This window comes from Thermosporothrix hazakensis (genome assembly GCF_003253565.1).
GTDB classification, from domain to species: domain Bacteria; phylum Chloroflexota; class Ktedonobacteria; order Ktedonobacterales; family Ktedonobacteraceae; genus Thermosporothrix; species Thermosporothrix hazakensis.
The window spans coordinates 54,091-79,992 of the sequence record NZ_QKUF01000024.1; the positions used below are offsets into that span (position 1 = coordinate 54,091).

Annotated in this window: 22 protein-coding genes and 1 pseudogene; 6 read left to right on the forward strand and 17 right to left on the reverse strand. The window is 52.9% G+C overall.

The features are described 5' to 3' along the window. Positions 1-110 precede the first annotated feature (110 nt). The 6 genes from EI42_RS23905 to EI42_RS23935 all read right to left on the reverse strand — a co-directional run bounded on the left by EI42_RS23905 (position 111) and on the right by EI42_RS23935 (position 6,054). The gene (locus EI42_RS23905; protein ID WP_111325166.1) at positions 111-527 is read right to left on the reverse strand and encodes a hypothetical protein; all 417 of its coding nucleotides are present in this window, start codon (positions 525-527) and stop codon (positions 111-113) included. 238 nt (positions 528-765) lie between these two features. Next, on the reverse strand, positions 766-1,413 hold the full coding sequence (locus tag EI42_RS23910; RefSeq protein ID WP_111325167.1) for a cytochrome c oxidase subunit 3: 648 nt from the start codon (positions 1,411-1,413) through the stop codon (positions 766-768). A gap of 91 nt (positions 1,414-1,504) precedes the next feature. Further along, positions 1,505-1,858, reverse strand: coding sequence for a cytochrome c oxidase subunit 4 (locus EI42_RS23915; protein ID WP_111325168.1), 354 nt, complete (start codon positions 1,856-1,858; stop codon positions 1,505-1,507). Between the two features lie 33 nt (positions 1,859-1,891). Then, a complete protein-coding gene (ctaD, locus tag EI42_RS23920; protein WP_111325169.1) occupies positions 1,892-3,583 on the reverse strand; it encodes a cytochrome c oxidase subunit I in 1,692 nt (563 codons plus the stop codon). Between the two features lie 65 nt (positions 3,584-3,648). Further along, entirely contained in the window at positions 3,649-4,758 is a 1,110-nt protein-coding gene (coxB, locus tag EI42_RS23925; RefSeq protein ID WP_111325170.1) for a cytochrome c oxidase subunit II, read from the reverse strand. A 339-nt stretch (positions 4,759-5,097) separates the two neighbouring features. Beyond that, a complete protein-coding gene (locus EI42_RS23935) occupies positions 5,098-6,054 on the reverse strand; it encodes a cytochrome c oxidase assembly protein (RefSeq protein WP_170142867.1) in 957 nt (318 codons plus the stop codon). Between the two features lie 484 nt (positions 6,055-6,538). Between EI42_RS23935 and EI42_RS23940 the strand changes: the two genes are divergently transcribed. The 4 genes from EI42_RS23940 to EI42_RS23955 all read left to right on the forward strand — a co-directional run bounded on the left by EI42_RS23940 (position 6,539) and on the right by EI42_RS23955 (position 10,238). Then, a complete protein-coding gene (locus EI42_RS23940; protein WP_111325173.1) occupies positions 6,539-7,441 on the forward strand; it encodes a heme o synthase in 903 nt (300 codons plus the stop codon). 35 nt (positions 7,442-7,476) lie between these two features. Continuing rightward, positions 7,477-8,112, forward strand: coding sequence for an SCO family protein (locus tag EI42_RS23945; RefSeq protein WP_111325174.1), 636 nt, complete (start codon positions 7,477-7,479; stop codon positions 8,110-8,112). Between the two features lie 185 nt (positions 8,113-8,297). Then, positions 8,298-9,314, forward strand: coding sequence for a hypothetical protein (locus EI42_RS23950; RefSeq protein WP_111325175.1), 1,017 nt, complete (start codon positions 8,298-8,300; stop codon positions 9,312-9,314). Between the two features lie 126 nt (positions 9,315-9,440). Beyond that, positions 9,441-10,238: a BON domain-containing protein gene (locus EI42_RS23955; protein ID WP_111325176.1), complete on the forward strand. Its 798-nt coding sequence runs from the start codon at positions 9,441-9,443 to the stop codon at positions 10,236-10,238. 619 nt (positions 10,239-10,857) lie between these two features. On the opposite strand, the pseudogene ftsZ reads toward EI42_RS23955, so the two are convergent. The 11 genes and pseudogenes from ftsZ to rsmH all read right to left on the reverse strand — a co-directional run. Beyond that, positions 10,858-11,823, reverse strand: a pseudogene (gene ftsZ, locus EI42_RS34735) (cell division protein FtsZ); the annotation flags it as partial. Between the two features lie 82 nt (positions 11,824-11,905). Then, entirely contained in the window at positions 11,906-13,150 is a 1,245-nt protein-coding gene (gene ftsA, locus EI42_RS23965) for a cell division protein FtsA (RefSeq protein ID WP_111325178.1), read from the reverse strand. Positions 13,151-13,263: 113 nt separating this feature from the next. Then, a complete protein-coding gene (locus tag EI42_RS23970; RefSeq protein ID WP_170142868.1) occupies positions 13,264-14,331 on the reverse strand; it encodes a cell division protein FtsQ/DivIB in 1,068 nt (355 codons plus the stop codon). After that, a complete protein-coding gene (murB, locus tag EI42_RS23975) occupies positions 14,328-15,356 on the reverse strand; it encodes a UDP-N-acetylmuramate dehydrogenase (RefSeq protein ID WP_111325180.1) in 1,029 nt (342 codons plus the stop codon). Before murB ends, EI42_RS23970 begins: the two co-directional genes overlap by 4 nt. Positions 15,357-15,366: 10 nt before the next feature. Then, positions 15,367-16,875, reverse strand: a complete 1,509-nt coding sequence (gene murC / locus EI42_RS23980; RefSeq protein ID WP_111325181.1) for a UDP-N-acetylmuramate--L-alanine ligase — start codon at positions 16,873-16,875, stop codon at positions 15,367-15,369. Then, positions 16,872-18,032, reverse strand: a complete 1,161-nt coding sequence (murG, locus tag EI42_RS23985) for an undecaprenyldiphospho-muramoylpentapeptide beta-N-acetylglucosaminyltransferase (RefSeq protein WP_111325182.1) — start codon at positions 18,030-18,032, stop codon at positions 16,872-16,874. Before murG ends, murC begins: the two co-directional genes overlap by 4 nt. A 56-nt stretch (positions 18,033-18,088) precedes the next feature. Next, the gene (gene ftsW, locus EI42_RS23990) at positions 18,089-19,663 is read right to left on the reverse strand and encodes a putative lipid II flippase FtsW (RefSeq protein ID WP_111325183.1); all 1,575 of its coding nucleotides are present in this window, start codon (positions 19,661-19,663) and stop codon (positions 18,089-18,091) included. Positions 19,664-19,755: 92 nt separating this feature from the next. Next, positions 19,756-20,049, reverse strand: a complete 294-nt coding sequence (locus tag EI42_RS23995; RefSeq protein WP_111325184.1) for a hypothetical protein — start codon at positions 20,047-20,049, stop codon at positions 19,756-19,758. A 37-nt stretch (positions 20,050-20,086) separates the two neighbouring features. Then, on the reverse strand, positions 20,087-21,832 hold the full coding sequence (locus tag EI42_RS24000; protein WP_111325185.1) for a peptidoglycan D,D-transpeptidase FtsI family protein: 1,746 nt from the start codon (positions 21,830-21,832) through the stop codon (positions 20,087-20,089). Between the two features lie 37 nt (positions 21,833-21,869). Beyond that, complete coding sequence (locus tag EI42_RS24005) at positions 21,870-22,262, reverse strand: FtsL-like putative cell division protein (protein ID WP_170142870.1); 393 nt, start codon at positions 22,260-22,262, stop codon at positions 21,870-21,872. A gap of 66 nt (positions 22,263-22,328) precedes the next feature. After that, the gene (rsmH, locus tag EI42_RS24010; RefSeq protein ID WP_111325187.1) at positions 22,329-23,300 is read right to left on the reverse strand and encodes a 16S rRNA (cytosine(1402)-N(4))-methyltransferase RsmH; all 972 of its coding nucleotides are present in this window, start codon (positions 23,298-23,300) and stop codon (positions 22,329-22,331) included. Positions 23,301-24,158: 858 nt separating this feature from the next. Here rsmH and EI42_RS24015 point away from each other — a divergent pair. Together EI42_RS24015 and EI42_RS24020 are read left to right on the forward strand one after the other, a co-directional pair. Next, positions 24,159-25,145, forward strand: a complete 987-nt coding sequence (locus tag EI42_RS24015; RefSeq protein ID WP_111325188.1) for an MBL fold metallo-hydrolase — start codon at positions 24,159-24,161, stop codon at positions 25,143-25,145. A gap of 299 nt (positions 25,146-25,444) precedes the next feature. Further along, positions 25,445-25,756 (forward strand): HU family DNA-binding protein, encoded by a 312-nt coding sequence (locus EI42_RS24020; protein WP_111325189.1) that lies wholly within the window; start codon positions 25,445-25,447, stop codon positions 25,754-25,756. Positions 25,757-25,902 lie beyond the last annotated feature (146 nt).

Consider the following 25,902-nt stretch of genomic DNA (forward strand, 5'->3'; position numbering starts at 1 on the left):
AATACTCCGGTTCGTGGAATCACAGTTTCATCTCACTGAGTTGTACCTATTTTAGCAAAAAAAGTCAAACTTGACAGGATATTGGCACAACTCACACAGAGGAAAGAACATCAGTGTGCAAGAAGAGGGAGCAAAACGATAATAACCAGATGGAGAATCATAAAAAGGAAAAAACTTGCCGCGATAAAAAAGAACCAGCGCCTATCGCTGAGGTAGGCCTGTAGCTCGGTGGGATAGGCTTTCGGCCATCGTTCCGCGGCAACAATCCCCATAGCCACCCGCAAGCGCAGGGGTGACTTTACCGGAGAGCGGCGCATTTCCTCAAGCAGAGCCCGATAGCAATGTTTGCACAACAGCCATGACTGGCGCGGCTCTGGAGCCTCTTCCGCCTCAGTTACTTGAATGGGCTCAAACCAGATACGCTGGTCACAGACGGCACAGTGGATCGGCCTCCATTTCCTGGTTTTTGATGCCCGTGTATTATAGATAGCCGTTGAAGTTCCGGTCTTGTGTGTTGTCTCTTTCATCGAGAAAGGTCCTTCCCAGGGAACGACATACCTTTACATCGTCGTAAAATATTGAAGAGATCCATCCCTAGCAATAAAAATCTACACTCCATCATTGTAACATATTTTAAACGGTATATCTTCCCTCTTCGTTACTTCATTCAAAAAAAAGAGAGAGAGCTTGACTGAAGAGGAAAAGAGAACCCGGCCCCCGGCAGGGAACCGAGCTCTCTTCTCACTGTTTTCTACTCAACCGGGATTAATGACCAGCAGGGATCATAAAGAGCGGCAGCAGATAGACGACACTGAAGACGACAACCCAGACAATGTCGACAAAGTGCCAGTACATTTCAGCCGCCTCGATCGCGAAGTGCTTCTTCGCTGTGAAGTCACCGCGAATAGAGCGGATCAGACAGATCAGCAGGAACAGCACCCCGATCGTCACGTGCAGACCGTGGAAGCCGGTCAGCGTAAAGAAGGCCGAACCGAACGCCTTCGTCTGCATCGTGAAGCCCTCACTATAGAGTTCTGAATATTCAAAGACCTGGAAACCCAGGAAGATAACGCCCAACAGAATGGTTCCGATCAGGCCCAGAATCAGGCCCTTTCGATTCCCCTTAAGAATAGACTTGCGAGCCCAAATTGCCGGGAAACTACTGAAAAGCAGAATAGCAGTGGCGATAATCGGTTTCTGCCAGGGCAAGTGTTCCCCATTGACCAGCCAGACGAACTGAGGATCGCCGAGCTGCAAGCCACGGACCTCAAGGTAGAGATACGCGGCAATCAGGTTGGCGAAGATCAGCGCCTCGGAGGCGATGAAGAAGATCATACCCCACCAGTTAACGTCATGACCTACTTCAGGATGCTCCTCAATAGACGCGACCTGCCCACCATGCACAACACTCATGATTAGAACTCCCTAACCAGATTATACAAAGTTTCGTTCGTGGTCTTCTCAGGAGAGGGAAGAGACCAGCCCTTCCCCGCTCCCGAAAGCATCAGCGCTGTTTTCGCTGCTTCGAGCCCTCCCTGACCCAACCAAGAATACACCCGAGCAGGAGAACCACACCGATACCAAAGACAATCGGGTTAAAGATAAACCCCACCAGCGTAATGGAAAGAGCAGCCGTTGTCAACAAGGGCCAGAGACTCGAATGGGGGCTGATATCCTCCTCGCGAATCTGGACGACCTTCTTCACGCGCTTCTTGCCAGTGCCCTGTTGCTCTCCCCCCTCCTGTGAGGCGGAAGAAGCAGGTGTCTGCTCAGGGCTCTGTTCCGCCCGAGCATCCTCAGAGGACTGCTGCTGGCGGGTCTCTTTTTCTTTATCCTCCGATTGTCCAGGGTTTGTCATCGTATGCAAAACCTCAAACCTCTTACTATCCAATCAATGGATAACGGACTTCCAATCGGCAATCTCCGGGTTCTTCTTATCATAGAACGGGCGGCGGCTGCGCACAATCGGAATAGTCAGGAAGTTATACTTCTTCGGTGGCGAAGTCGTATCCCATTCCAGAGTAAAGGCATCCCACGGATCGCTTGGCGCTTTCTCACCCTTCTTCAAGCTGTGAACAAGGTTGATGAGGAAGATCATCACGCCCACACCGACCAGGAACGCGCCAATTGTCGAGAGCAGGTTCAGCTCATTCCAGCCCATGTTTGCCGGATAGGTATACACGCGGCGCGGCATACCAAGCAGACCAAGCAGGTGCATGGGGAAGAAGGCCAGGTTCAGACCAATCATCAGCACCCAGAACTGAAGCTGAGCCAGCTTCTCGTTCATCATGCGACCGGTCATCTTCGGGAACCAGTAGAAGATACCACCGAAGATCGCCAGAACGCTACCACCGAAAAGCACATAGTGGATATGAGAAACAACGAAGTAGCTGTCAGTCACCTGATAGTCGAACGGCACAACCGCCAGAGCGGCACCATTCAAACCACCGATCAGGAACATGCCCACAAAGCCCAGAGCGAAAAGCATCGGAGCCCTGAAGCGCAGATTTCCTTTAAAGATCGTAGCCAGCCAGTTAAAGATTTTCACCGCAGTTGGCAGCGCGATCAGCGATGTGCTCGAAGCGAAGAACGCCTGTGCAATAGGCGGCAGACCAACCGCGAACATATGGTGCGCCCACACAGTAAAGCTCAGGAAGCCAATCGCCACACCAGACCACGCGATAAACGTGTAACCGAAGATCGGTTTGCGCGAGAAGACCGGCAGAATCTCCGAGACCATACCGAAGGCAGGCAGGATCAGAATATACACTTCGGGGTGACCAAAGGACCAGAACAGGTGTTGCCAGAGGACCGGATCACCACCATACGCAAAGCCATAGAAATGAGTGCCGAAATGGCGGTCCAGCAGCAGCAGAGCGCTTGCAGCGGTCAGGCTGGGCAGCGCGAACAGCAGCAGGAAGGACATCACCAGAATCATCCAGCAGAAGAGCGGCATACGGTTAATGCTCATGCCCGGAGCGCGCATCTTCAGCATGGTGACCACAAAGTTCAAAGAACCGGTGATAGAAGAGATACCAAGCATGGTTGTGCCGAGAATCCAGAAGTCGGCATTCATGCCCGGCGTACATTTATAAGCATGTACACCACAGGCGTCTTTGGTCAGGCTAAGCGGAGCATACATGAACCAGCCACCGTTAGGAGCGGAGTGGAACAGGAAGCTAAGCTCAATAAAGACGCCACCAAAGAGCAGCACCCAGTAGCCAAAGGCGTTCATGCGTGGGAACGCCATATCACGTGCGCCAATCATCAGTGGCACAACGTAGTTACCAAATCCCGACATCATCGGCATCACGAACAGGAAGATCATCGTTGTGCCGTGCATCGTGAACATCTGGTTAAAGGTTTCCGGGTCGAGGACCTGACCATTCGGCAACGCAAGCTGTGCCCGGATCAGGAGAGCCTCCATGCCGCCCACCAGGAAGAAGAAGAAGGCCGTGACCATATACATCAGACCGATCTTCTTATGATCGGTTGTTGTTAGCCACTCACCTATAAAGGTTTCGCTAAAAGGCTTTTCCCGAACTACAGTGGTAGTTCCATCACCAACAGTGCGAACTGCCATGAACAAATTCCTCCAAGAATCCAGCCTCTCACCCTCGTGGTAAGAGGTAGACACGGGCTGTTACCCTATTTCAGACTCTCCAGATATGCAACGAGAGCCGCAATGTCATCCTTTGACAACTGTCCAATGACCATATCGTTACCCGGTTTGACTTTCTGGGGGTCTTGCAGCCACTTCGCCAGGTTACAATTCGAGAGATCACCACCCGGCTGACACTGGTCTACGTTGTTTTCAAGCACACCACCAGCGATCAGCTTACGGCTTCCAAAGTGCGTCAGGTCGGGGCCAATCAGACACCCGTTCTGCTTCTCTGGATTTACACATTGAACGGTAGGATCTTCCTTACCAGTATAATTCTCCAGAACGCCTACAATGCCGTGGCAGGTCGTACACTGATCCAGATAGAGCTGCTTTCCTTTGGCTTGCAGATCGCTCGAGGGATTTGCGGCGGCTGCCTGCTGCTCTCGCTGCCAGGTCTGGAACTTGTCGAAGTTGTCGGTGACAACGACATCAAAGCGCATATTCGCGTGCTGCACACCGCAGTATTCAGCACAGATACCGGTATAACGTCCCGGCTTATCCGCTTTGAATGTACGCACGTTATCGTGTCCCGGCACAACGTCCGTTTTCCCGGTTAACTGGGGAACCCAGAAACTATGGATAACATTATTCGAAAAGAGCTTGACTTTGACCCATGTGTTGGGAGGAACAACCAACGAATCAGCAGTTGTGATCTTGCTATCGGGATAATAGAATTCCCACCACCACTGATGACCGTAAGCCGTTACCTCAACCGTTTTTCCTTCTGGCTCCTTCGCAACATCAAACAGGCCCTGAATGGTGATGAACAGGATCACACCCAGCAGAATTGCCGGAAGCACCGTCCAGATAATTTCCACCTTCAGATTTCCATGCCACTGTGGAGCTGGAGGAGAGTCGGGGCGCTCACGGAAGCGGAAAATAGAGTAGATCAGCATGCCTTCAACACCGACAAAAATGATTGCCGCGATAATCAGCAACAGCCAGAAGACATTGCTCTCTCTTCCCGCGATCGGGCCCGCCGGGTCCAGCGTTGAGGGAGATCCCCCACACGCAGCTAAAAGAATCGTGGACAGGGCCAGTAGAACCCCGGTCAACGCCAGAGGCTTTGTCCCACGAAATACAGGCTTCCTCACGTCTCAATCTCCTACAAACAGTGTTTAGACTAAGGACATATGATGTCTTTTTGCAGGGTCTTTCTTCTTTCCATTTCGCTCTCGAAAGAAGCGGCCAGCGCCTGGTGAAACGACCAGGAACAGGCGATTTTCCTCCATTTTATGGACAGAGTGTATCCAGATAGCCTAACAGGAAGCTTTCAGGCGTTGAAGGAAACCTTACAACAACCTGAAAATATTCTGCATCTGGAGACACGAGAAAGCACCTTGTTCAAGCTGATGAAGCAAGGCTTCCCCGGGAGTGAGTATATTCACGTTTCAAACAGACCCGGCTTCCCTTTTCCTTCAACAGGCAAAACGTTATAAGGAGCGCTCTCTTCCCTTGATTTCCTCATCCACAACCTCGCCCTCGGTATTCGTCAGAACCGTGATGATCTCCTCATCCTCCTCCGCTTCGGCTAGCGACGCAGGCCCTCCCTCGCTGACACCATAGAAGCGCTTATCTTCTTCTTTTTGCTTCTGGTCCTGTAACTGAAGCCAGCGTAAGAAGAGAATACTCATCACGATAATGTTCAAAATATTTCCCGGCACCCACATCACCAGTCCGCCAAGCTGCTGATCAAAAGCGGGCGAGAAGCCCCAGGCACGTACTGGCTGCTTGATATAGGGTGCATAGAGAGGCTGCATAAAGGTCAGCCCCGCGCCTAGCAGCATGGTTGGCATGCCACTGAGGAAGAGGTAAAGAATCTGCCCGCCTATTGAGAGCCGGGGCAGCCCTTCCTTCACAGGGCTCAAGAGAGGCCACCAGTAAATAGTGGCAAAGACAATAAATGTCAGATGCTCCAAAACGTGAAGACTCTCGTTCGTCAGTGTTTCGTTGTAAAGTGGCGGAGCGTGCCAGAGGAAGAAATCACCGAAGAACAGAGTAAAGGCCACAAAAGGATGCGTTAGAAAGCGCCCAAACTTCAGGATCGTGCGATCTTGCAAGATCGGAGCAATCAGCCACCCTGGCATTCCAGCCACCATTAAAGGAGGGCCTACGACTGTTATTAACAGGTGTTGAACCATGTGGGCGCTAAATAAATACTCGTGCCCGATCTCATCGATCGGCGAGACGACCGCGAAAAAGATCGCCAGCACGCCACACACAAACAGAATGACCTGTCCTCGCGACACGCTGTCAGCGAGGTGATACTTCTTGCGCAAAGGACCGACCCCGTACAGATAGAGGCCGATGACAAGCGCACATCCCAGAATGACCGATGGCGCAAACGTCCATTGACTGAGCCAGTAATCTAAACCTAAATTCGCATTCACGTAAAATGGCCTTTCCAGTACATCCTTCGTATCATACTATAACAGGAGTAGCAGGGCGGGGCAAGAGCAATGAAAGGGTGCAGTCGAAACGTTCTACATTCACGTTCAGGTATTTGTAAGGTCCACTTTTCGCATTGCAAGGAAGCTATCAGGAAAAACGACGACAATGAGGAATGTCGTAGTATCGAGCTTACTTGCCCGCTTCATTCCATTTCCGGGCCTGCTCGTGAATGACGACTCCCGGCACTCTTTGCATATCTGAGTTGCTCCCTAGCGGTTGCCTGTATGCAGCACCAGACAGACAACAGTGCTCCAGGTTGGACAAGCCATTCTTTTCCGCTGCGGAGCGCTTCTCATTCGTTTGTATGACACAAAACGATTACCGGTCATAGAATTTCATACCCGGCGATAGCCGGGGCTTCCCGGTGGCACAAGCGACGTGCTCAAGCCACTCTGAATCGAACTAGCAGAGGAAGAAGATTGTATGCAAGCGGAAGCTGTTCCAACAAAGTCTGAGCAGTGGCGTCAGATCTTTTCAAGCTATCTTAACCTTGTCAAGCCACATGTCACCGTTCTCCTGCTAGGAACAACGGTTGCCACAATGGCAATTGCCGCCAGAGGGCTCCCCCCCATCGGGCTGGTGATTGCAACTCTGATTGGTGGCTTTATGGCAGCAGGAAGCGCAAACTGCATCAATTGCTATATTGATCGCGATATTGATCAGGTCATGGGCCGCACACAGCGACGCTCCCTTCCCTCTGGCAAGGTTGAGCCACGCAACGCCCTGATATTTGGAATTGTTCTGGGGATTGGTTCCTTTCTTGTTCTGGCTCTTTTTGTGAACCTGCTCAGCGCCGTGCTGGCATTGGCAGCAAATCTCTTTTATGTCTTCGTCTACACGATGGGACTCAAGCGCACCACCGCCCAGAACATTGTGATTGGCGGCGCTGCGGGCGCGGTTCCTGTGCTGGTCGGTTGGGCAGCAGTAACAAACTCAGTCGATCTCCCGGCCATCTGGCTCTTTGCGATTATCTTCTATTGGACTCCCCCACACTTCTGGGCACTCTCGTTGCTGATTCAGAAAGACTACGCGAAAGCGAATGTTCCGATGCTGCCAAATGTAATGGGAGAAAAAGAGACGCGCAAGCAGATCTTGCTCTACTCCTTGCTGCTTCTGGCGGTGACGCTGATTCTCTTCTTGCTCGGCACAATGGGGTACATCTATTTGATCTCGTCACTGATCCTCGGCGGCATCCTGATCTACATGTCCATTCGACTGCTTCGAGATGAGTCGAAGAAGTGGGCGCGTACGATCTTCTGGTATTCTAACTGCTACCTGGCCCTGATCTTCGCGATTATGGTGATCGACCGCGTCCTTCCGCTGTAGGAGTGTAAGGTTCAAAACAAGGATTCGATACAACTATGAACTGGCGTCTTGCATCCCGACTTTCCGTTATCACCCTGACCGTGCTGGTGGTGATTGTAATTGTGATCGTACAACGCAATGCCTCTCAGACAGCGGGCCCGGGAGATACAGGAAATACAAACGATTCCAATCTACATGGCACCTCGCTTGATAATAAGCCCGCGCCCGGCTTTACTCTGACCGACCAGAATGGCAAAGAAGTCAAGCTGGATTCTTTTAAGGGCAAGCCTGTGGTGCTGACTTTTATGTACACGAGCTGCCCGGATCAGTGCCCCGCAGCCGCCGAGAAGCTGCGCAGCGCCCAGGAAATGCTTGGTCGTGAAGCACAGAATGTCTCGATGATGGCGGTCAGCACCGATCCCAAAAATGATACAGTTGCAGCCGCAAAGAAGTTCACCAATGACCATAGGCTCAAAGCGAACTGGCATTTTCTCATTGGCTCGCGCGAGACACTGAAACCAGTCTGGGACGCCTATCATATCTATGCTGAAACAGAGCAGCAGACCGTCGCCCCGCAACATACGATGGGGTTGTATCTTATCGATAAAAAAGGCCATATGCGTACCTTCCTGGGAAGCGAGTTTACCCCTCAGGATCTGGTAAGCAACCTTCAAACACTGCTACAGGAATAACCACAGACAGGGAGGCTTCCCGTATGGCAAGCCTCCTTTTTTCTCCCCGCAACAGAACGTTCAGTCAAGAAAACACAACCGATCTGCTGTTGACGCCGCTTATCTGATCGGTTATGCTGTACATCAGGCCTCATTGTCAAAGTGTCCTTGTGCTGAAAACACTGAGTAAAGAATTCTCAAAAACTATGGAGAAAGAGCAACAGTCATGGCGCAAGCTGCTAGGCAAGATCATCAGTAATCCCCAGGAAAGACAACAGATAGCAGACGCCCTACAGCTTCACCCCATTACACTCACCCGATGGGTCACGAATAAAACGACCCCTCGGCTAGAGAGCCTACGTCAGCTACTAGACATCTTACCCTCACGACATCAGAAACTTGCGGAGTGGATTATAAAAGAGTATCCACAATTGCAGCGAGAGAAATCTGCACCGAAGGCCCCGGACCTGGAAATTCCCTCCTCCTTCTATGCGCAGGTTCTTCATACCCATAGCAGCAGTCCGGCCATTCGTCGTTCATCCACCCTGAGCCAGTTGATTCTACAGCAGCTATTATTGCACCTTGACCCGGAGCAGCAGGGGATGACCGTCTTTCTGGTCCAATGCGTACCGCCATTCCCACAGCAAAAAGTGCGGAGTCTGCGCAAAACGTACGAGAGAAGTACTCCGTTCCAGCCCATGCAGGAGCCACATACCTGCTTCTATGGGGCAGAATCACCAGCCGGAAACGCCACCATCACAGGACACTACATTCTCATTCAAACTCATACCAATCCACTTGAACCTGTTCCACGCAACGTCACTGATGCGCTGCTGCGAGAGTCCGCGGCTCGTAGCGCCCCCGGTGGGAGCATGCTCGTCAGCCCGATTCTCCGCGTTGATCGGGTCGCAGGCTGTCTCTGCATCTGTAGTTCGCGCCCCGAGTCATTCACACAAATGACAATCGACATCGCCCAAAAATATATTGAACTGCTGACTCTGGCCTTTGCGGAAGATGAGTTTTACCAGTTGACAGATCTTGATCTGGGCATCATGCCTCCCTATACCCAGCAGCATCCTCTGCTTGTCAGTTTTCAGCAGCGAGTCACCCGGCGTATGCGCCAGGCGCAGCAGGAAGGGCAGCTCTTTTCGCGGCAAGAGGCAGAGTTTCTGGCATGGAAAGAGATTGAAGAGCAGCTCCTTTATCAACCGTGGAAAGAATAACCAGAGGGCGCCAAACCCGGGTTGCTTGCACGAAATGAGTATATTTGGTATGCTTAGTTTAAGGACAAATATAAGAAATAGAGCGTCCTCGCGGCTTGTATCATTCTCAGAGGAGAACACAAAATTATGGATACTTCCCTTCAAGGTGCGAATCTCACACTGGACGAGCGACAACAAAGCCTTGAAGTGCAGGAACAACAGGAAACATTAGAGGCCGAGAAACATATCCACCTTCCGAAACCCAGTCTGTGGCCGCTGATTCTGAGTGCAGCGATCATGGTCACTGTAGGCGGTATGCTTGGTTTCCCGGATAGTGCCTTGCTGACCTACATTGGCGCTCCGCTTATCCTTGTTGGTATCCTGGGCTGGGCTTTAGAAGATCCTATGGGAGGATCACACGCTGCGCCTGCTGTCCAGCAAGCGCCGATTACCAGTAAAGAGGCACGCGAGATTCTCAAACACGCCCGTGAGATCGCACAGCACATGGTCACTGTGAGCAGCACCGCCTATAGCACACACCTGGCAAAGGTCGAACTTGAGGGCGAGAGCGAAGATGGTGTGACCCTGGCTCTCTACGGCAAGGTTGAACTTGAGGCTCAGCGTAGCGAGATCGAAGCAGCAATTCGAGAACTGCCCGGCGTCAAAGCAGTCCACAACTTTATGATCGCTGAAGATGCCATTCTGCGGCAGGCATACGCGAAACTGGATGCGCTACGCGCAAAAGGAAAACTTGACGGCGCTTCCAATATCTCCATTCTGGTTGAAAACTATATCTTGCATCTCTATGGCGATGTACCAAATCGCGATATGAAATATGCTCTTGAGCGCGAGATGGTTGGTATTACAGGCGTCAAGGTGGTGGTGAACCACATCGGTTTGAACAAGGATATCCCTGGTAATCTGGGGAAAACCCGCAACGCCTAGCCGCACAATCTCCATTTTTTCAAAAGAGACGCCCCCACTTTTTCCAGACAACGGGGGCTGTCTCTTTTTTTGGCTTGCGTTAGCGTTTGCGCAAAAAAGCCGGAATATCAATCACATCTCCCGAAGGAGTGTTGCGGCTGGTATGCGAGAGATCGGGATTGAGGCCACGGATTTTGCGCTGCATGCCTCGTTGCTGCACGGGACGCGCGACCGGATTGGGTGCAGGCACCTCTTCAGCGGTCGGGTTCGGCCCGGGGATCTCATCCTCATGGTCATAATCATCATTGACAAAATCGTCCGGATCATGGGGCGATGGCACCATTGGCGAAATGGCGCGATGTCGTCCGGTATCTGAGAACGATGGCACCGGCGTTTGCAGCGAGTTCGGCGTGGGCAACGGACCGGTTGGATGATTGGCCGCGTTCATTGGAGGCGGCGTCATCGGCGTTGAGCCAGCGTATCCCGGCGTCCGATACAGGTTCGGGCTGGACGAAGAGCCTGCATTATGGTTCACGCCTGAATTGCCGCTTGCGCTTCCGGCTAGCTGCTGTTGATAGGACGACTTCCCTTCAGTGCGAGAGGGAGACTGCGGCATCACAAACGAGCTGGTATGATTCGTTCGCGCCCCGGTGGTGTCAAACCCGGTCGCGATCACCGTGATCTTGACTTTCCCATCATAGGTAGGGTCCTGAACCGCACCAAAGATAATATTGGCATCGGGATGCGCCGCCTGGCTGATAATATCGGCAGCCTCGTTGACCTCAAAGAGCGTCATATCCATGCCACCAGTGATATTGAAAAGTACACCACGAGCCCCGCTAATATCGATATCCAGTAGAGGGCTGGCAATTGCCAGTTGCGCCGCATCAATCGCCCGTGTATCTCCACTGGCCTCGCCGATTGCCATCAGAGCAGAGCCAGCCGAAGACATGATCGTCTTCACATCAGCGAAGTCCAGATTGATCAACCCGGGCACCGTGATCAGATCACTGATGCCTTGAATACCCTGGCGCAGCACATCATCTGCCAGTTTAAACGCCTCAGAAAGCGGCGTCCGTTTATCAGCAATATGCAACAGGCGATCATTGGGAACAGTTATCAGTGTATCGACATGCTGCTTCAGATTAGCGATGCCCTCTTCAGCAGCGAGCTGACGCTTCTTCCCCTCAAAGGTAAACGGCTTGGTCACCACACCCACCGTCAAGGCACCGAGCTCGCGAGCAATCTGGGCAACGACCGGACTTGCACCGGTACCAGTTCCGCCCCCCATGCCAGCAGTGATGAAGACCATATCCGAGCCCTTCAAGGCCTCATAGATATCCTCAGCATTCTCTTCAGCAGCCTTCGAGCCAACGCTGGGATTACCGCCCGCACCGAGGCCACGAGTCAGCTTCTCACCGATATGGATACGCTGAGGAGCCTCCGTCAGCAACAATGCCTGAGCATCCGTATTGATGGCAATAAACTCAATACCTGTCATATTCGCCTGAATCATGCGATTCACGGCATTGCTCCCGCCCCCGCCGACGCCAATTACGCGAATCTGAGCGAAGCCTTCAAGTTGTTGATTATCCAAAGGTAACATTAATCGCGGCCCCCTTTCGAGTTTCTATTATGTAGAACGTACAATATCACATTTCTCTCAACAACCATAATAGAAACCTCGCTTATGGAAAAAACGCACGTACTAAACGGCCCAAGAGGCCAAAACGAGACTTGAAATCGCCGGGAGCTCCTGGAGGATCATATTCCTCTTCTTCGACCAGAGAGCCATTGCGCAGGCCCCACATCAGAAGACCAACTGCGGTCGCATAGGCGGGCCGATTAATCGAGTCAGCCAGTCCATGTAATCCCAGTGGCATACCAATCCGGGCGGGGAGGTCAAGCGTTCGATTCGCCACCTCTACAATTCCTGGCAACTCAGCGCACCCGCCGGTAATCACAATTCCCGCAGGCAGTAGCCCATCGTAACCAGACTTCTTGATCTCTTCGTGAACCATGCTAAACATCTCTTCCACGCGGGCTTGAATGATTTCTGCCAGTAACCTGCGCGGAACCAGATCATTACAATCGGGCATAAACTGCGATAGATCTATCATATCATCTGGCTTGATCGCCTCCGGGTCGCAGTGCCCATATGTCACCTTGAGTTCCTCGGCAACCGCTGGCGGCAGGCGCAGACCGATCGCAATATCGTTGGTAATATGGTTGCCCCCGATTCCCAGTACAACAGTTTGCCAGATTGCCCCATCCGCAAAAATAGCAATATCGGTTGTGCCACCCCCCACATCGACCAGCGCAACTCCCAGGTCCGTTTCTCCTTCGGCCAGCACGGCCTCACTCGAAGCCAGAGGCTCCAGCACCAGATCTTCTATCTCAACATGTGCCCGATCCACACACTTCATCAGGTTGTGGATAGAAGAAGAGGCCCCGGTAATAATATGCGTCTCTACTTCCAGACGAAATCCAGACATGCCAATGGGATTCTTAATCCCCTCTTGCCCATCGACTACATATCCCCGAGGGATGACATGAATCACTTCCCTGTTCGCCGGCAAAGAAATTGCCTGCGCAATCTCGATCGCCCGGTTGATATCATTCGGCACAATCTCGCGATGTTTAGGCGAGATAGCGACAAATCCCTTGCTATTCTCCGATTCAATGTGGCTGCCCGCGATGCCGACATATGCTGAAGCGATCTTCTTACCAGAGAGCCGCTCAGCTCGATCCAATGCCGCAGTAATGGATGAAACAGTCTCGTCAATGTTTACCACCACTCCACGGCGTAACCCTTGTGAAGGACAGGTGCCGACACCCACAATGCTCAACTTGCCATCACGATCAAGCTCACCAACCAGGACACACACTTTTGTTGTTCCAACGTCGATACCGACAATCACCCGCTCTTGCACGATAGACGCTCCTATTGGGCGGTACAAATGAGAGACGCGCTACGAAGACGACAGGAGGTAGCCACCTCCGCCGGGACTCGGCGTACCACTGCGTCACCACACCCATCTTTCCTTTACCGTTTTTCCTCTTGTTTTACAGTATAAATCGGACGATACCCGTAGCGGAGATCAATAGTTGCCAGCGAGAGATGCTTTCTCTGAGCCAGAGCGAGTATACGTTCCAGCGCCTGAAGCTTGTTCTCCACCGGGTTCAGATCGTCCGCGCTGCCCAGATAGGCAATCCACCCCTCAGCGCTTTCTACTCTAAACGAGCCCCATCTACGTTGCGCTCCCGGCCCACTCGTGGTATTAGCATACATTGTACCATCATAGCGTAATTGAAACCGTCCAATACCGGTCATTTTCTGTAGAGACGCAAAAACATCGCGCGCGAATTGGATTTCAGCACGATTCAGCCGCATTCCCGGGCGGATAGTGGCGTTCTTGCCCGCTTGCAGTACACCCGAGGCCGCCAGAACAACCGGCAGCTTCTCAGCGCCCTCTGTATCAGCAAGCGGCGCCACAACCACCCCTTCACGATCAATGCTCCATGCCCCCTCCGGCGTCTGCCAGAGCAGGACCGGCCTGCGCTCAACCACATGAATAACCAGTTGATCGGGCCATTGTTTGCTTATGTCCGCTGACGCGACTGCTGGGAGCGCCTCTATTTGCTCCTTCACTCCGGGAATATTGACGAGAAATATATTTCGACCCCTCACGCCACTATTCTCGATTGAACGGATCAAGGCAGGATTCCGCGTCCCTACAACAGCCAGGCGTTTGATCTGAAAGGCATTACTGGTAAACGCAAAAAAGAGCGCCAGAAGAAGTACAATGATACCGACCAAAAAGAGAAACGGTTTCCAGGTAATGCCCCCACGGCGTCCAGCTCGTGCCGGGGTATCTGCGCTTTGTCCAGCAGGAAGGCGACGTACCACACGACTCCCGGCCAGCCCGTCCAGAACTGTGCTTCGTCCCACTGCCCCCCCTGCATACGGTTCATCCGCTTGCTTGCGGGGACGCCGGACAATGGGAGCAGCCACATTCTGCTGTTCCCGCGCCTGCACTCGACGGAGCTCGGTTCCTTTCCCACGACTGCCCTTCGTCGCTTTGTGCTCCGGTAGTCGCCTTCTGTCGGTCATGACAATGGAGCAACCTTCCATTCGCCGCGAAGCTCGACTTCCAGTTCCAAATTGACCCCGAACTGTTCGAGCACGCGATTATGGGCCTCACGAATTAAGGCCGCGACATCGGCAGCTTGAGCACCACCAAGATTGACAATAAAGTTGGCATGCCGCTCCGAAATCTGCGCCTTTCCTATCTGTAGGCCTTTGATCCCCGCCATCTCAATCAGGCGAGCCGAGAAATCTCCAGGTGGATTCTTAAAGACCGAACCGGCGCTCTTCTGGGGCGGCTGCGTGACCTTACGATGATGCTTGTACTCGCTGATTTTTGCCTTCAGCGTCTGCGGATCATCGCGATGGAGCCGCACGCCAACCTCCATAATCACTTCTGCCGGCTCAATTAACCTGCGTGGAGCCGCAACCGGATACCCATCCTCATCAAATTGAACGCGACGATGGGCACGAAAGCGGCTATGGCGATAGCTCAAAGCGAGGTCAGCATGCGGATAGCGCACCACTTCCGGCTCAATTGGTGTCTCTTCACACAGCCGCGCGTCCAGGACATCCACCCATTCAAGGACCTGTCCCAGTTCGCCCTTATGCGCTCCCGCATTGCTAATGACCGCACCGCCAAGCGTTCCGGGAATACCGGGGCCAAATTCCAGCCCGCCCCATCCTTTTGCAGCAAGGTCGTTCAACAGGCTGGGCCAGCTCACACCCGCTCCAGCCTGCAATAAGGCAGTTCCATCTGTCTGCTCTTCAATGGTATAGCTCGTTAGAGCGATCTGGGCCACAATACCACGCACGCCTGCATCAGCATACAATACATTGGTTCCGTTGCCCGTAAACAGGATAGGCCAGCGATGCTTGGAACAGAGCGTTACCAGATCTATCAGGTCCTGCCGCTTTTCAACCTTCATCCAGATATCAGCCGGTCCCCCGACGCCAAAAGTGCAGTGTCGAGAAAGCAACTCATTGCGGCGGATGCGCTCGCCGAAACGTTCCTGCAAAATTGGCAAAGCTGTGTCAATATCGAATGTCATGTTCTTCCCTCTATACCTGATATGCTCTGTCCTGCAAAAGCAGCTCTGTCACCATATAGATATCACCGGCTCCCATAATAACGACAAAATCGCCGGGTTGTAACATCTCGCGAAGCAACTGCACGGTCTCCCGCACCGTGCCGCCATAGAGAATCCGGGCCTCCTGCCCCGCGAAACGAGGCCGTTGTGCAATCTCGTTCACCAGATCCCGCGAGTGAATCAATCCCGTATCAACCTCACGCGCCGGGTAGATATCGGAGATAATCGCGACATCCGCAGCATCGAATGCTGATAGGAACTGCTCAAAGAAGGTCTTTGTCCGGCTATACATATGCGGCTGATAGACGGCAAGTACCCGGCTTCCGGGATAGCGTTTCCGGGTCGCCTCAATCGTCAGTGCAATCGCCGTCGGATGATGGGCGTAATCATCCACCAGCGTGATATCAGCCAGTTGCTTACCCTGCACCTGCAACGCGCCCTGATGGCGAATCTCGAAGCGGCGGCGCGTTCCGGTAAAGCCCGCCAGCGTCCGCGCCAGCGAGGCGGCATCAATACCGAGCAGATAGGCAGCCGAAAGCGCTGCCAGGGCATTCTGCACATAGTGCAGCCCCGGTAACTGCAAGGTGATGCGCTCTTCCGGGAACGCGGCCACACCATGCGCCTCCGCATTGCGCACTCGCACACGGAAACTGGTTTGTCCTTCCAGCTCTATATCATATGCCTCAAAAAGCAGGCTCTTTCGCGGTAGTTCCCAATCAGCCAGATTTTTCTCTCCCGCTATACTGTAAAACACGGTTCTGCCCGGCCAATCGACGAGCCGTTCACAAAGATCGCGGCATCCCTGGCTGTCCGCATTCACGACAATCGTCGGCTCTAGTGGCCAATCGCCCGTCAGGTCCATGCCCCGAACAAAGCGCTCAAATGCGGTCAGGAACGCCTCATAATCCGGGAAAAACTCTGGATGCTCGTACTCGATTGCGTTGATCACTGCAAGACGCGGATGATAATGCCAGAAGTTATGGTTGAACTCATCGGCTTCGTTCACAAAATACTGGCTCTGTCCCAGGCGGTAATTCGCACCAAAACGCGGCACCACCGCGCCAATCTCACAGGTTGGATCGAGTCCGGCATCAACCAGCATCAGCGAAAGCATGGTTGTCGTGGTACTCTTGCCATGCACGCCACAGACCGAGAGCACACATTTCCCCTGCATCAACTGGCCTAAGAGCTCCTGCCAGGTCATGACGCGAATTCCCCGCTGCTGCGCCTCCAACAGCTCCGGGTTCTCCGGGTCGAGTGCAGTCACCGCCGGACTGATAATCAGGGCGTCTATGCCCTCCAGATGCTCCGCGCTATGGCCAATCGAGACAGAGATTCCGGCCTCACGCAGGGCGCGAGTGTTGGCGGACTCGCTTCGATCGCAACCAGTGACCTTTGCACCCTGCTGAAAGGCCATCTGCGCCACTGACGAGATGCCATGCCCGCCTATACCCATAAAATGAAAATGCGACTGTTTCAAATGCTCAGTACCTCATTCTTTGCTGTTGTTACACCCGATACATGTGCCATCTGCGCGATCTTGTCGGCAATCGTTGCGGTGGCATCCGGGAGAGATAGTTTGCTGACGGCCTCCGCCATCATCTGTAGCGCGCTCTGCTCAGTAAAGAGACGGTTTGTCCGCTCAAGCAGTGCCTCAACCGTGAATTGATCATTGATAACCACCTCCGCCGCGCCCTGACGCCCAAACATTGCGGCGTTCGCTTCTTGCGGTGATGCACCAATTCCGGGAGGCAATGGCACAAGAATACTTGGTTTGCCCAGTACCGCCAGCTCGCTCAGGGTTGATGCTCCCGCCCGACAGACAACCAGTTCTGCGGCCTGCAATGCCAGCGGCATTTCTTCTGACATATAGGGTACCAGATGATAGCGTTTTCGTACCTCTTCGCTGCTCCCCTTCAGTATTTCATCGGACAGAGAGCGCGTTTCTTCAAATAGTTTCTTCCCGCTGATCTGCAAGACCTGACAATGGTTGAGCAGTTCAGGCAACGCCTTACAGACCACCTGATTGAGATGCCGCGCCCCCTGACTCCCTCCAGTCACCAGCAAGAGCGGGACAGCGGGATCAAAGCCCAGAGCCGTTCGTGCCTCCTGTGGTGTCTTTGAGCGCACATCGAGAATTTCCTGGCGTATAGGGTTACCAACCAGTGAGGTCTTCTGCGAAGGGAAAAAGCGCAGGGAGTCGGCAAAGGCAACCGAGATATGCGATGCCAACCGCATCAGGAGCTTATTCGATAGATTGGGGGGAACATCTTGCTGATGCATTAACAGGGGAACGCCACTCAACCGCGCTCCCAGGCCAGCCGGAACGGCCACATAGCCACCACTGGTAAACGCTACATCAGGATGAAAGCGCCGCACAATCCCGATCGCCTGCATCATCCCGACCGGAACACGCGCCGCTTTCTTGATCGTTCCCCAGGAGACATAGCGCTGCAATTTCCCGGCTTTCACCGTTACCAACCGCAAGCCTGCCGCCGGGACAAGTTGCGTCTCCAGGCCATCATCACTCCCCAGAAATAGGATATCCGCATCATATTTTTCTTTCAATTGCATGGCAACCGCAAGCGCCGGATAAATATGGCCTCCGGTGCCACCTCCAGAGATCAATACTTTCATACAAGCATTCCTTCATACACGCTCTTTAAAGATAGCAGACGTTCATTTTCAAAAAGCTACAGATCGCTTTTTCTACGCTTCAGACGGAAGGTTTCGGTGATGGTGCGCCGCGAGAGTAACGGAATTTCCGGTTCCTGGATATAGCGCGAAATATTCAGCAGCACTCCAACTGCCGCCAGGGACACAATCAGCGAGGTGCCGCCATAGCTAATAAATGGCAAAGGCACCCCTGTATAGGGGACAGAGGCCGTCGAAGCGCCGATATTGACCGCCGCCTGCAAGACCAGCCAGGTAGTCAATCCTGTTGCCAGCAGAGCCCCGTAGACGTCCTGTGTCCGCCGTGCCAGACGAAACCCTCGAAAGGCCAGAGCCAGAAAAAGCACAATAACGATCGCACCACCCACAAAACCTAACTCCTCGCCCAAAATCGCAAAAATTGAGTCTATATGTGGAAACGGAAGATACCCCGTTTTTTGTCTACTTGCTCCCAAAGATAGGCCGAAAAAGCCACCCGAGCCCAGAGCAAGCAGAGACTGATACAGTTGTAAGTTAATATTAGTAATAAATTCAGGTTTCAACGGATTGAGAAAGCCAAGAATGCGATAGAAGCGGTAGCCGCGAAAAGCAAGCGGCACAAAGACCAGCAGCCCACAACCAACCGCCAGCAGGAATTGCGCAATATTTGCCCCGGCAGTGAAAAACATCGCCGTCGCCAGCCCGGCAATCACAATCGCCGTTCCCATATCGTTTTCAAGTAATACCAGCCCGAGAATCAAGCCGACCAGGAGCACAAACGGCGTCAGGCCATACAGAAAACTCCTGACCTGATTCCCTTTTCGGGCTAACCAGTCAGCAATATACAGGGAAAGCGCCAGCTTGGTCAACTCGCTTGGCTGAAATGAGAGGGGACCCAGAGTAAACCAGCGGGACGCGCCATAGGCATTCGTTCCGAACACCAGCACCAGTACCAGCAAGGGGAGCACAATCGCCATCCCCACCAATGAAAAGCGGCGCCAGATTCGATAATCGATCCGCATCGTCACCAGCATGGCAATGACACCAAGCAGCGCCGAGATTAACTGTCGCTGGAAAAAGTAGGATGGGCTTCCATAGGCTCGCGCCGAAATAAACGAGCTGGCGCTATAGACCATAATCAGGCCAATCATCAAAAGCAGCAGCACCACGACCAGCAAGACAGAGTCAAACTTCCCAGGAACCCGAGGTAAACGCAGTTCAAGATCAAGCTCACGTAGCTTTTCAAGCTCATCTTCATCTACGCTCTCTATATCTTGAACCGCAGACCCACCCTTCCGGCTGGAAAACAGCCCCTCACTCATCTCTGTCAGTTGAGAGAAAACACCCGGAGCATTCAAACGGTCTTGCATTGGAGGCAAGCGCTTCTTCGCCGCAGGAGCATATCGAAAGGCCGACGCCTCAGCAGCATTGCTCATCCGCTGCTGCCGCCTTGTTGTCTGGCCTCGAGCCTTCTCAGACTGCTGGCCCACCCTCTGTCGCGCAGCTTCCAGAGCCGGAGAACGCCCGATAGGGAAGGCTCGTTCCTTGCGTGGCCTTCCCGCTGCTGCACGCTCGCTCTGACGCCCTTTCACAGACTTTGCCTTCTTTTGTGACATGCTCTCGCTTTACTGGAACAGATATTCAATTACAGTCATCCTGAGGAGTTTTCCTGTGTAGCAATGAACCGAGTGGACGGGCCCAACCCGGCCTATTCCCCTTGCTTCTGCTTTTTGCCTTCTTTCTTCTCCTGGTCTTGTTCTTCCTCTGGCATTATCTCAAGCATGCGCTCTACCTCCTGAGCGCTCATCTGAAGACACACTTCCTGCAGGTCAACCTCCTCAACCCCTTTTGCATGGGCAAGCGAGGTCCAGGGATCACTCTTCAGTTCCGGAATTTGCTCCGCTTGCTGCGAGTTCGGCCCGACCGATTGCCCTAGCAATTCTTTCCAGGTAGCGCTCAATTCAGGTTCATCGTACTTCGGTTCTTGATTCTCTTGCTGCATAGCCTATCCCTCAAGCTATCTCAACCCGGAACAATCCCTACGATACAGACCGATCCGGCTCTATATGGTAATACCACATCAATTGTCGCCCGATCTCGCCCCACAACGGGGCAGCCGCGGTTCCTCCGTAAATCGTCTTCTGGGGATGATCCAGCTTCACCAGAAGCGCGAACTGAGGATTCGAGGCCGGTAAAAAGCCAGCCATTGAGGCAACCGTCTGATCATCAGAAATGCCCTGCGTGGTTGCCGTGCCACTCTTCACCGCGACACTATATCCCGGAATTGTTCCCTGCCTGTTGTGATCAGCAGCGCTGACCAACATCTCCTGAAGTTGTTTTGCCGCCTTCTCCTGCAACACCGTGCGCAGGACATGCGGCTGTGTTTGCTGTATCTTCCCATCCATTTCAGTGGAAGCCACCAGATACGGCTGCATCATCCGGCCCTGATTGGCGATCGTCGCATAGGCCATGACAACCTGCAATGGCGTCGCGGTAATCGCCTGCCCGAATGACTGGCGTGTGAGATCGGTCGGCGTCCATCCCACACTCTTCTCAGTGCGATAGGTCCCCGCCTGTTCAGCCCCACCAATCCCGGTCACCTGCCCGAACCCGAATTTTTCCAGATACGGGTAGAAGAGCCGAGCCGTCAGCAGGTCATGCGCGATCTTTGCCGCCCCCACATTCGACGAGTTCGTCAGAATATCGGTCATGGTACTTTTTCCGTATGCTTTCCCCTGCCAGTTGCGTACAGGTGCGGCATCCTTAAAATAGACTATACCGGGATCAACAAATGTTTGCCCGGGTGTAATCAGGCCCTGATCCAGTGCCATAGCCAGCGTCACGGCCTTCATTGTCGAGCCTGGCTCATAGGTACAATACATTGCCGGATTAAAATACACACTGACGGAATGTAAACACCCCAGTTTGTTATAATAATCGCTATAGTGATTTGGATCAAAGGACGGCACACTTGCCATAGCCACAATGGCACCTGTCTTGACATCGACCACAATGGCACTTCCGCCCTGCGCATCTACCTCTTTCACACGCTGCGCCAGCGCCGTCTGAACAATATACTGCATCGTGCTATCAATCGTGAGGGTAATGTTTGCCCCCTTGACTGCCGGTTGCTGAGAGCTGGCCCCCACAATCAACGGATTGCCGTTCAGATCGGTTTCAGCCGTTAAGCTGCCCGGCTTTCCTGCCAGCATCGTATTATATGCTCCCTCAATGCCATACAATCCGCCCTTGTCCGGCTGCACATATCCGAGCAGTTGTGCCGCAAGGTCACCATTGGGGTACACCCGCACCGGGCGCGGTTCCAGAAAGACATATTGCAGATGGAGCTGACGCAGTTGCTCGCTCTGCTCCGGCTCGATCAGCGTGGCGATCCGCACTGTGCTGAGACCAGAAGCAAAGGAACGTGATAGCTTCTCTTCGGGAATATCCGGCAAGACCTTGCGTAACATGCGGATCAGTTCGGCCTGCTTGTGCTGCGCCTTCTCTGCATCTGGTATATCAAGCGCAAGCTGATACGGCTCGATATACACATCGTCACGAATGACATTCGAGGCGAGGAGATGCCCATTGCGATCAAAAATCAGGCCCCGGGGCGCATTGACCACAAGGTTCTGACGATGCTCCTCCTCCGCCAGACGCGCCAGATCATCATGACGGATAATCTGCCAGTAATAGAGACGACCAAGCAATGAAAGCATGATGAGGCAAACCAGCAGAAAAAGGACCATTTGCCGGCTACGCGCGCGCTGTAATTTTGCACTCATCCGCTCTCACTCCTTCCGACAGACCACCGAGTTATGGCTACTTCCCCGGCTCCGGTATCGGACGTAGATGAGGGACAACAATCACCTCAACCGAGTTGGGGTCCGCCTGTTTCATGCCCATTTTTTGCGCTTGCTCAACAATATGAGAGGGCGAACGCTCCTTCGCGAGCTGCTCCTGAAGGTCCTGGTTCTTTCTTTCCAGCTCCTTCTGTGCCAGACGCAGATTCTGTATCTGTTGATTGGCAGCCACAGCACGTCCCTGCTGGCTCAAATAGAGGACAGCCATCAGGCCAATGAGAAGAAGGCTGATAATACAGAGAGTAACAGGCCCGATCCGAAAGAAGAATGGATGGAGCTGGCGACGCCGCCTCGTCGCCAGAACAGGTGTTGTAGGAGCTCGCTTTGTCGATTCTCTATGCTCTTTACTCATAACGCCTTTTGTTCCTTCGAGCTGCCGGTTCGGAGACATCTCTTCTACAAGGATCAAAGAAACAGACTACGACTGGATGATCACTTCTGCTGCACGCAATTTCGCGCTCCGTGCACGCGGGTTGGCGCTTACCTCCTGTTCTCCGGGCACAACAGGCCGCGACGTCACAATACGCAAACGAGCTTTATGTCCGCACACGCAGACCGGCATTCGAGGCGGACAGATACAGTCTGTAGCCTCGCGCCGCATAAAATCTTTGACAATGCGATCCTCTAGCGAATGGAACGAGATAATCACCATCCGGGGCGCGGGCCCCTCGGCCTTCCCCGCACTGAGGAGGTCAAGCATATGCGGCAGCGCCTCTGTCAGGCGTTCCAGTTCCTGGTTAACCGCGATCCGCAGCGCCTGAAACACGCGGGTCGCCGGATGAATTGCTCCCGGTTTTGCATGCACCTCAGCCGCAACCAGTCGCGCCAGTTGGGCCGTGGTCGTGAGAGCCTGCTTCGCCCTTTCGCGTACAATACGCCGCGCAACCTGACGCGAGCGTCGCTCTTCACCATAGCGCCAGAAGATATCTGCCAGTTCTTCCTCGCTGGCCGTATTCACCAGATCGGCAGCAGTAATACTTTGCTCACGGTTCAGACGCATATCAAGCGGGCCCTCGGCGTTGAACGAGAAGCCTCTTTCTGGGCTATCCATCTGATGGGAAGAGAAGCCCAAGTCGAGCAGGATTCCCTGCACAAAGGGAAGCTGTGCCTCCTCGGCAAACCGGTGCATATCGGCAAAGTTGCCATGCGCAAGAAGCAGGCGACCCTGTTCAACATAATCAGCGAGTTGCTCACGCACCCGGGCGATAGCCTGACAATCAGTATCAATGCCGAGCACGCGTCCATCAGGGGAACTGCGCTCAAGAATGGCTCTGGTATGTCCGCCACCACCCAGTGTCCCATCTATATAGATTCCTCCCGCTGTAGGCTGCAAATAGGTCAGCACCTCATCCATCATCACCGGCACATGCTGCGTTTGTTTCATAATCATCTGTTGTTCTCTAGTGTATTGCAAAGGGAAATACCCTTTCCCCTGTATCGTTTTTCCTGTACTTGCTGCTGGTAGTGCCCGGAGCGCACGCTTACTTGTCGGGCAGTACCCATCGGGCTTCCTGACGCGTAGATAGATAGACATGTCCTCATGCCTTTACAAATAGCAGAAGCCTCCGCCATGTTTCTGACACTCTAGCAGAAACAGGCGTCTCGCGCCACCCATCAAGCATAGCCGGGCCAGGCTCACCAGAAAAATTCCCTCTTTCCTCCAGTTTATTGTAACACCAGAGAGCACTTCAGAAAAGAGTCTTAACAATGAATTTTCGGCTCAGTCATAGATAACTTGTGGAAAACTCTCTGTTCAGTAGTAACAACACGATAGAGAAATACCTATTTTAGGCGAATGCATATATACAATTAGATATCATATAGAATATTGTGTGTATCTCTGGCAAACCGCCTCGGTTCACCTGACAGGAAGCTCAGGTTGCGCTCTTTTTCCTGCTCTTGCTTGTTCCACATGTGAACATAAAGTGCTCATGCTTCTCTGACAGCGGGCCGCCCAAATCTTTCAGCGTAAACTATGTCTGCACTAGAATCTTCCTGCTATACCCCTTTTTGAGATTACACCTATAGCAGAATCAACGGAAGATTTGGATGCAGTATTCCTGTATTTCCCTCCTCTAAATACTGGATTCTCAGGCACATCTCAGCAAAAAACAGAAGCAAGCACTACCATTGCTCCGCTGCCCGGGATCCATTGTTTCATGCTTGCTCTTCCTGTTTCTAAGGGCAGGAGAAAAGTTGTTCCCTGGCAAACAGTTAATTGAGAAGATGATATGCTATACTAAAAGGCATGACAAGCAGAAATAACGATACTATCATCAGGTTTGAGATCCCGATCCCATTCCCACTCGGCACAGTTAATATCTATGCGATCGTTGGTGAGCATGGATGGGCTATGATTGATACCGGCATGGGCACCCCGCCGGCCCGTGAAGCGCTGGCAGAGGGCCTAAAGCGGGCGGGACTCTCCCTGAGCAACCTGCACGCCATAGTGCTGACTCATCATCACCCGGATCATGTCGGCCTCTCGGCGGAGCTTCAGGAGGCAAGCGGGGCCACCGTCTATATGCACTCCATCGATAGATCTGCACTTCACTATTTTCAGATGGAGCATATGGCGGAACGGTTTGCAAAGACCTCCCACTTCCTCGCACGTCACGGGCTCCCGCGAACCGAGCTCTGGTACACAAAGGTTGAGCCGCGTATCATGCGTCAGTTGATTCGTGTCCCGCGCGTTGAACAGATCACCCCGGTTGAAGATGGACAGCAGATCAGTCTGGCGGGCACCTCCTATCGTGTGATCTGGACGCCAGGGCACTCAGATGGGCAAATTTGCCTGTTTCGAGAGACAGATGGGGTGTTTCTTGCGGCTGACCATATTCTGCCCCGAATTTCGCCAAATATCGGCCTTTACACAGAAGAGGATCGACCAAACCCACTGGGTGACTATCTCAACTCTCTGCAAAAGGTTGCAACCTTCCCCATCCACACCGTCTACCCCGGACATGGAGAACCGTTCGCCCATCCTGAGGCACGAATAGCCGACCTTATCCGTCATCACGAGAAGCGCTGCAACCAAATTCTACATCTGCTTACAGATGGTCCTGCGCAGGCAGCTACTATTACAGATCGAATTTTCGGCGACCGCCTGAAAGACGATGAGACGCGGCGCATGGCAGTAGCAGAGGTAGTCGCCCATCTGGAATATTTACGTGCACAGCAACAGGTACATCTACAGCAATCGAGCGAGGATTTTCTGCAATACACAGCAATATAATCGAGCAAAAATCGCTCAAAAAATGAGCAGGAAACAACCCGCTTTTCAAGCCATTTTTCGTCCGCTCCAACATATATGATCCCGCTTCTGGAGCGGATTTACTATATATATTCAAATCTCTATCCATAGTGACACGCTTGTATTTCTCAAATTCGCGTGTTATACTGCCTATCGGCAGTGAGGTTGTAGTGTCGCTCTAGAAGCCCGGTAATATCGGGGATAAGGAAAGCTCAGCCTTATTCCACTGAAACTACAAAAAGAGCGACAGAAATGATAGTTGCAAGGAGGATTAAGTACCTATGGCCGAAGGAAAAACCACAACATCTCAGACTATTGGTCGTCAAGAACTTTCACGGCGTATCGCCAAACAGGCAAAACTCTCACAGAAGCAAGCCGCAGAAGTGCTGGAAGCGACCTTAGACGCAATCCGCGAAGCGCTTGAAAACGGCGACGAGGTTCGTCTGGTCGGCTTTGGCTCCTTCAAGGTACGCACCAGCGCGGAGCGCAAAGGGGTCAATCCACGCGACGGAAAAGAGATCATCGTTCCGGCAAAAGAGCGTGTGCGCTTCTCTCCCGGAAAAGAACTGTCAGAAGCTGTTCTCAAAAAATAACGCATACTTTCCCAGAGGACAAAACGGTTTCAGGAAAGAAATAAGGAGGTTTTGTAGGCGACTTTACTCGCTTTCATGGAAGACACAGACCGGGTCACAAACAAACCTCCGTCAGGGACTCCTCGCCTTGTGGCGAGGAATCTCTT

Coding starts and splice junctions, on each gene's coding strand:
- rsmH (WP_111325187.1), bottom strand. CDS start 23,300: ATGATTATGAAACAAACGCAGCATGTGCCGGTGATGATGGATGAGGTG.
- EI42_RS23940 (WP_111325173.1), top strand. CDS start 6,539: ATGCAAGCGGAAGCTGTTCCAACAAAGTCTGAGCAGTGGCGTCAGATC.
- EI42_RS24000 (WP_111325185.1), bottom strand. CDS start 21,832: ATGAGTGCAAAATTACAGCGCGCGCGTAGCCGGCAAATGGTCCTTTTT.
- murB (WP_111325180.1), bottom strand. CDS start 15,356: ATGACATTCGATATTGACACAGCTTTGCCAATTTTGCAGGAACGTTTC.
- EI42_RS23910 (WP_111325167.1), bottom strand. CDS start 1,413: ATGAGTGTTGTGCATGGTGGGCAGGTCGCGTCTATTGAGGAGCATCCT.
- EI42_RS23995 (WP_111325184.1), bottom strand. CDS start 20,049: ATGCAGCAAGAGAATCAAGAACCGAAGTACGATGAACCTGAATTGAGC.
- EI42_RS23915 (WP_111325168.1), bottom strand. CDS start 1,858: ATGACAAACCCTGGACAATCGGAGGATAAAGAAAAAGAGACCCGCCAG.
- EI42_RS24020 (WP_111325189.1), top strand. CDS start 25,445: ATGGCCGAAGGAAAAACCACAACATCTCAGACTATTGGTCGTCAAGAA.
- EI42_RS24005 (WP_170142870.1), bottom strand. CDS start 22,262: ATGAGTAAAGAGCATAGAGAATCGACAAAGCGAGCTCCTACAACACCT.
- murG (WP_111325182.1), bottom strand. CDS start 18,032: ATGAAAGTATTGATCTCTGGAGGTGGCACCGGAGGCCATATTTATCCG.
- EI42_RS23955 (WP_111325176.1), top strand. CDS start 9,441: ATGGATACTTCCCTTCAAGGTGCGAATCTCACACTGGACGAGCGACAA.
- EI42_RS23970 (WP_170142868.1), bottom strand. CDS start 14,331: ATGACCGACAGAAGGCGACTACCGGAGCACAAAGCGACGAAGGGCAGT.
- EI42_RS23945 (WP_111325174.1), top strand. CDS start 7,477: ATGAACTGGCGTCTTGCATCCCGACTTTCCGTTATCACCCTGACCGTG.
- EI42_RS24015 (WP_111325188.1), top strand. CDS start 24,159: ATGACAAGCAGAAATAACGATACTATCATCAGGTTTGAGATCCCGATC.
- EI42_RS23950 (WP_111325175.1), top strand. CDS start 8,298: ATGGAGAAAGAGCAACAGTCATGGCGCAAGCTGCTAGGCAAGATCATC.
- ctaD (WP_111325169.1), bottom strand. CDS start 3,583: ATGGCAGTTCGCACTGTTGGTGATGGAACTACCACTGTAGTTCGGGAA.
- EI42_RS23905 (WP_111325166.1), bottom strand. CDS start 527: ATGAAAGAGACAACACACAAGACCGGAACTTCAACGGCTATCTATAAT.
- ftsW (WP_111325183.1), bottom strand. CDS start 19,663: ATGTCACAAAAGAAGGCAAAGTCTGTGAAAGGGCGTCAGAGCGAGCGT.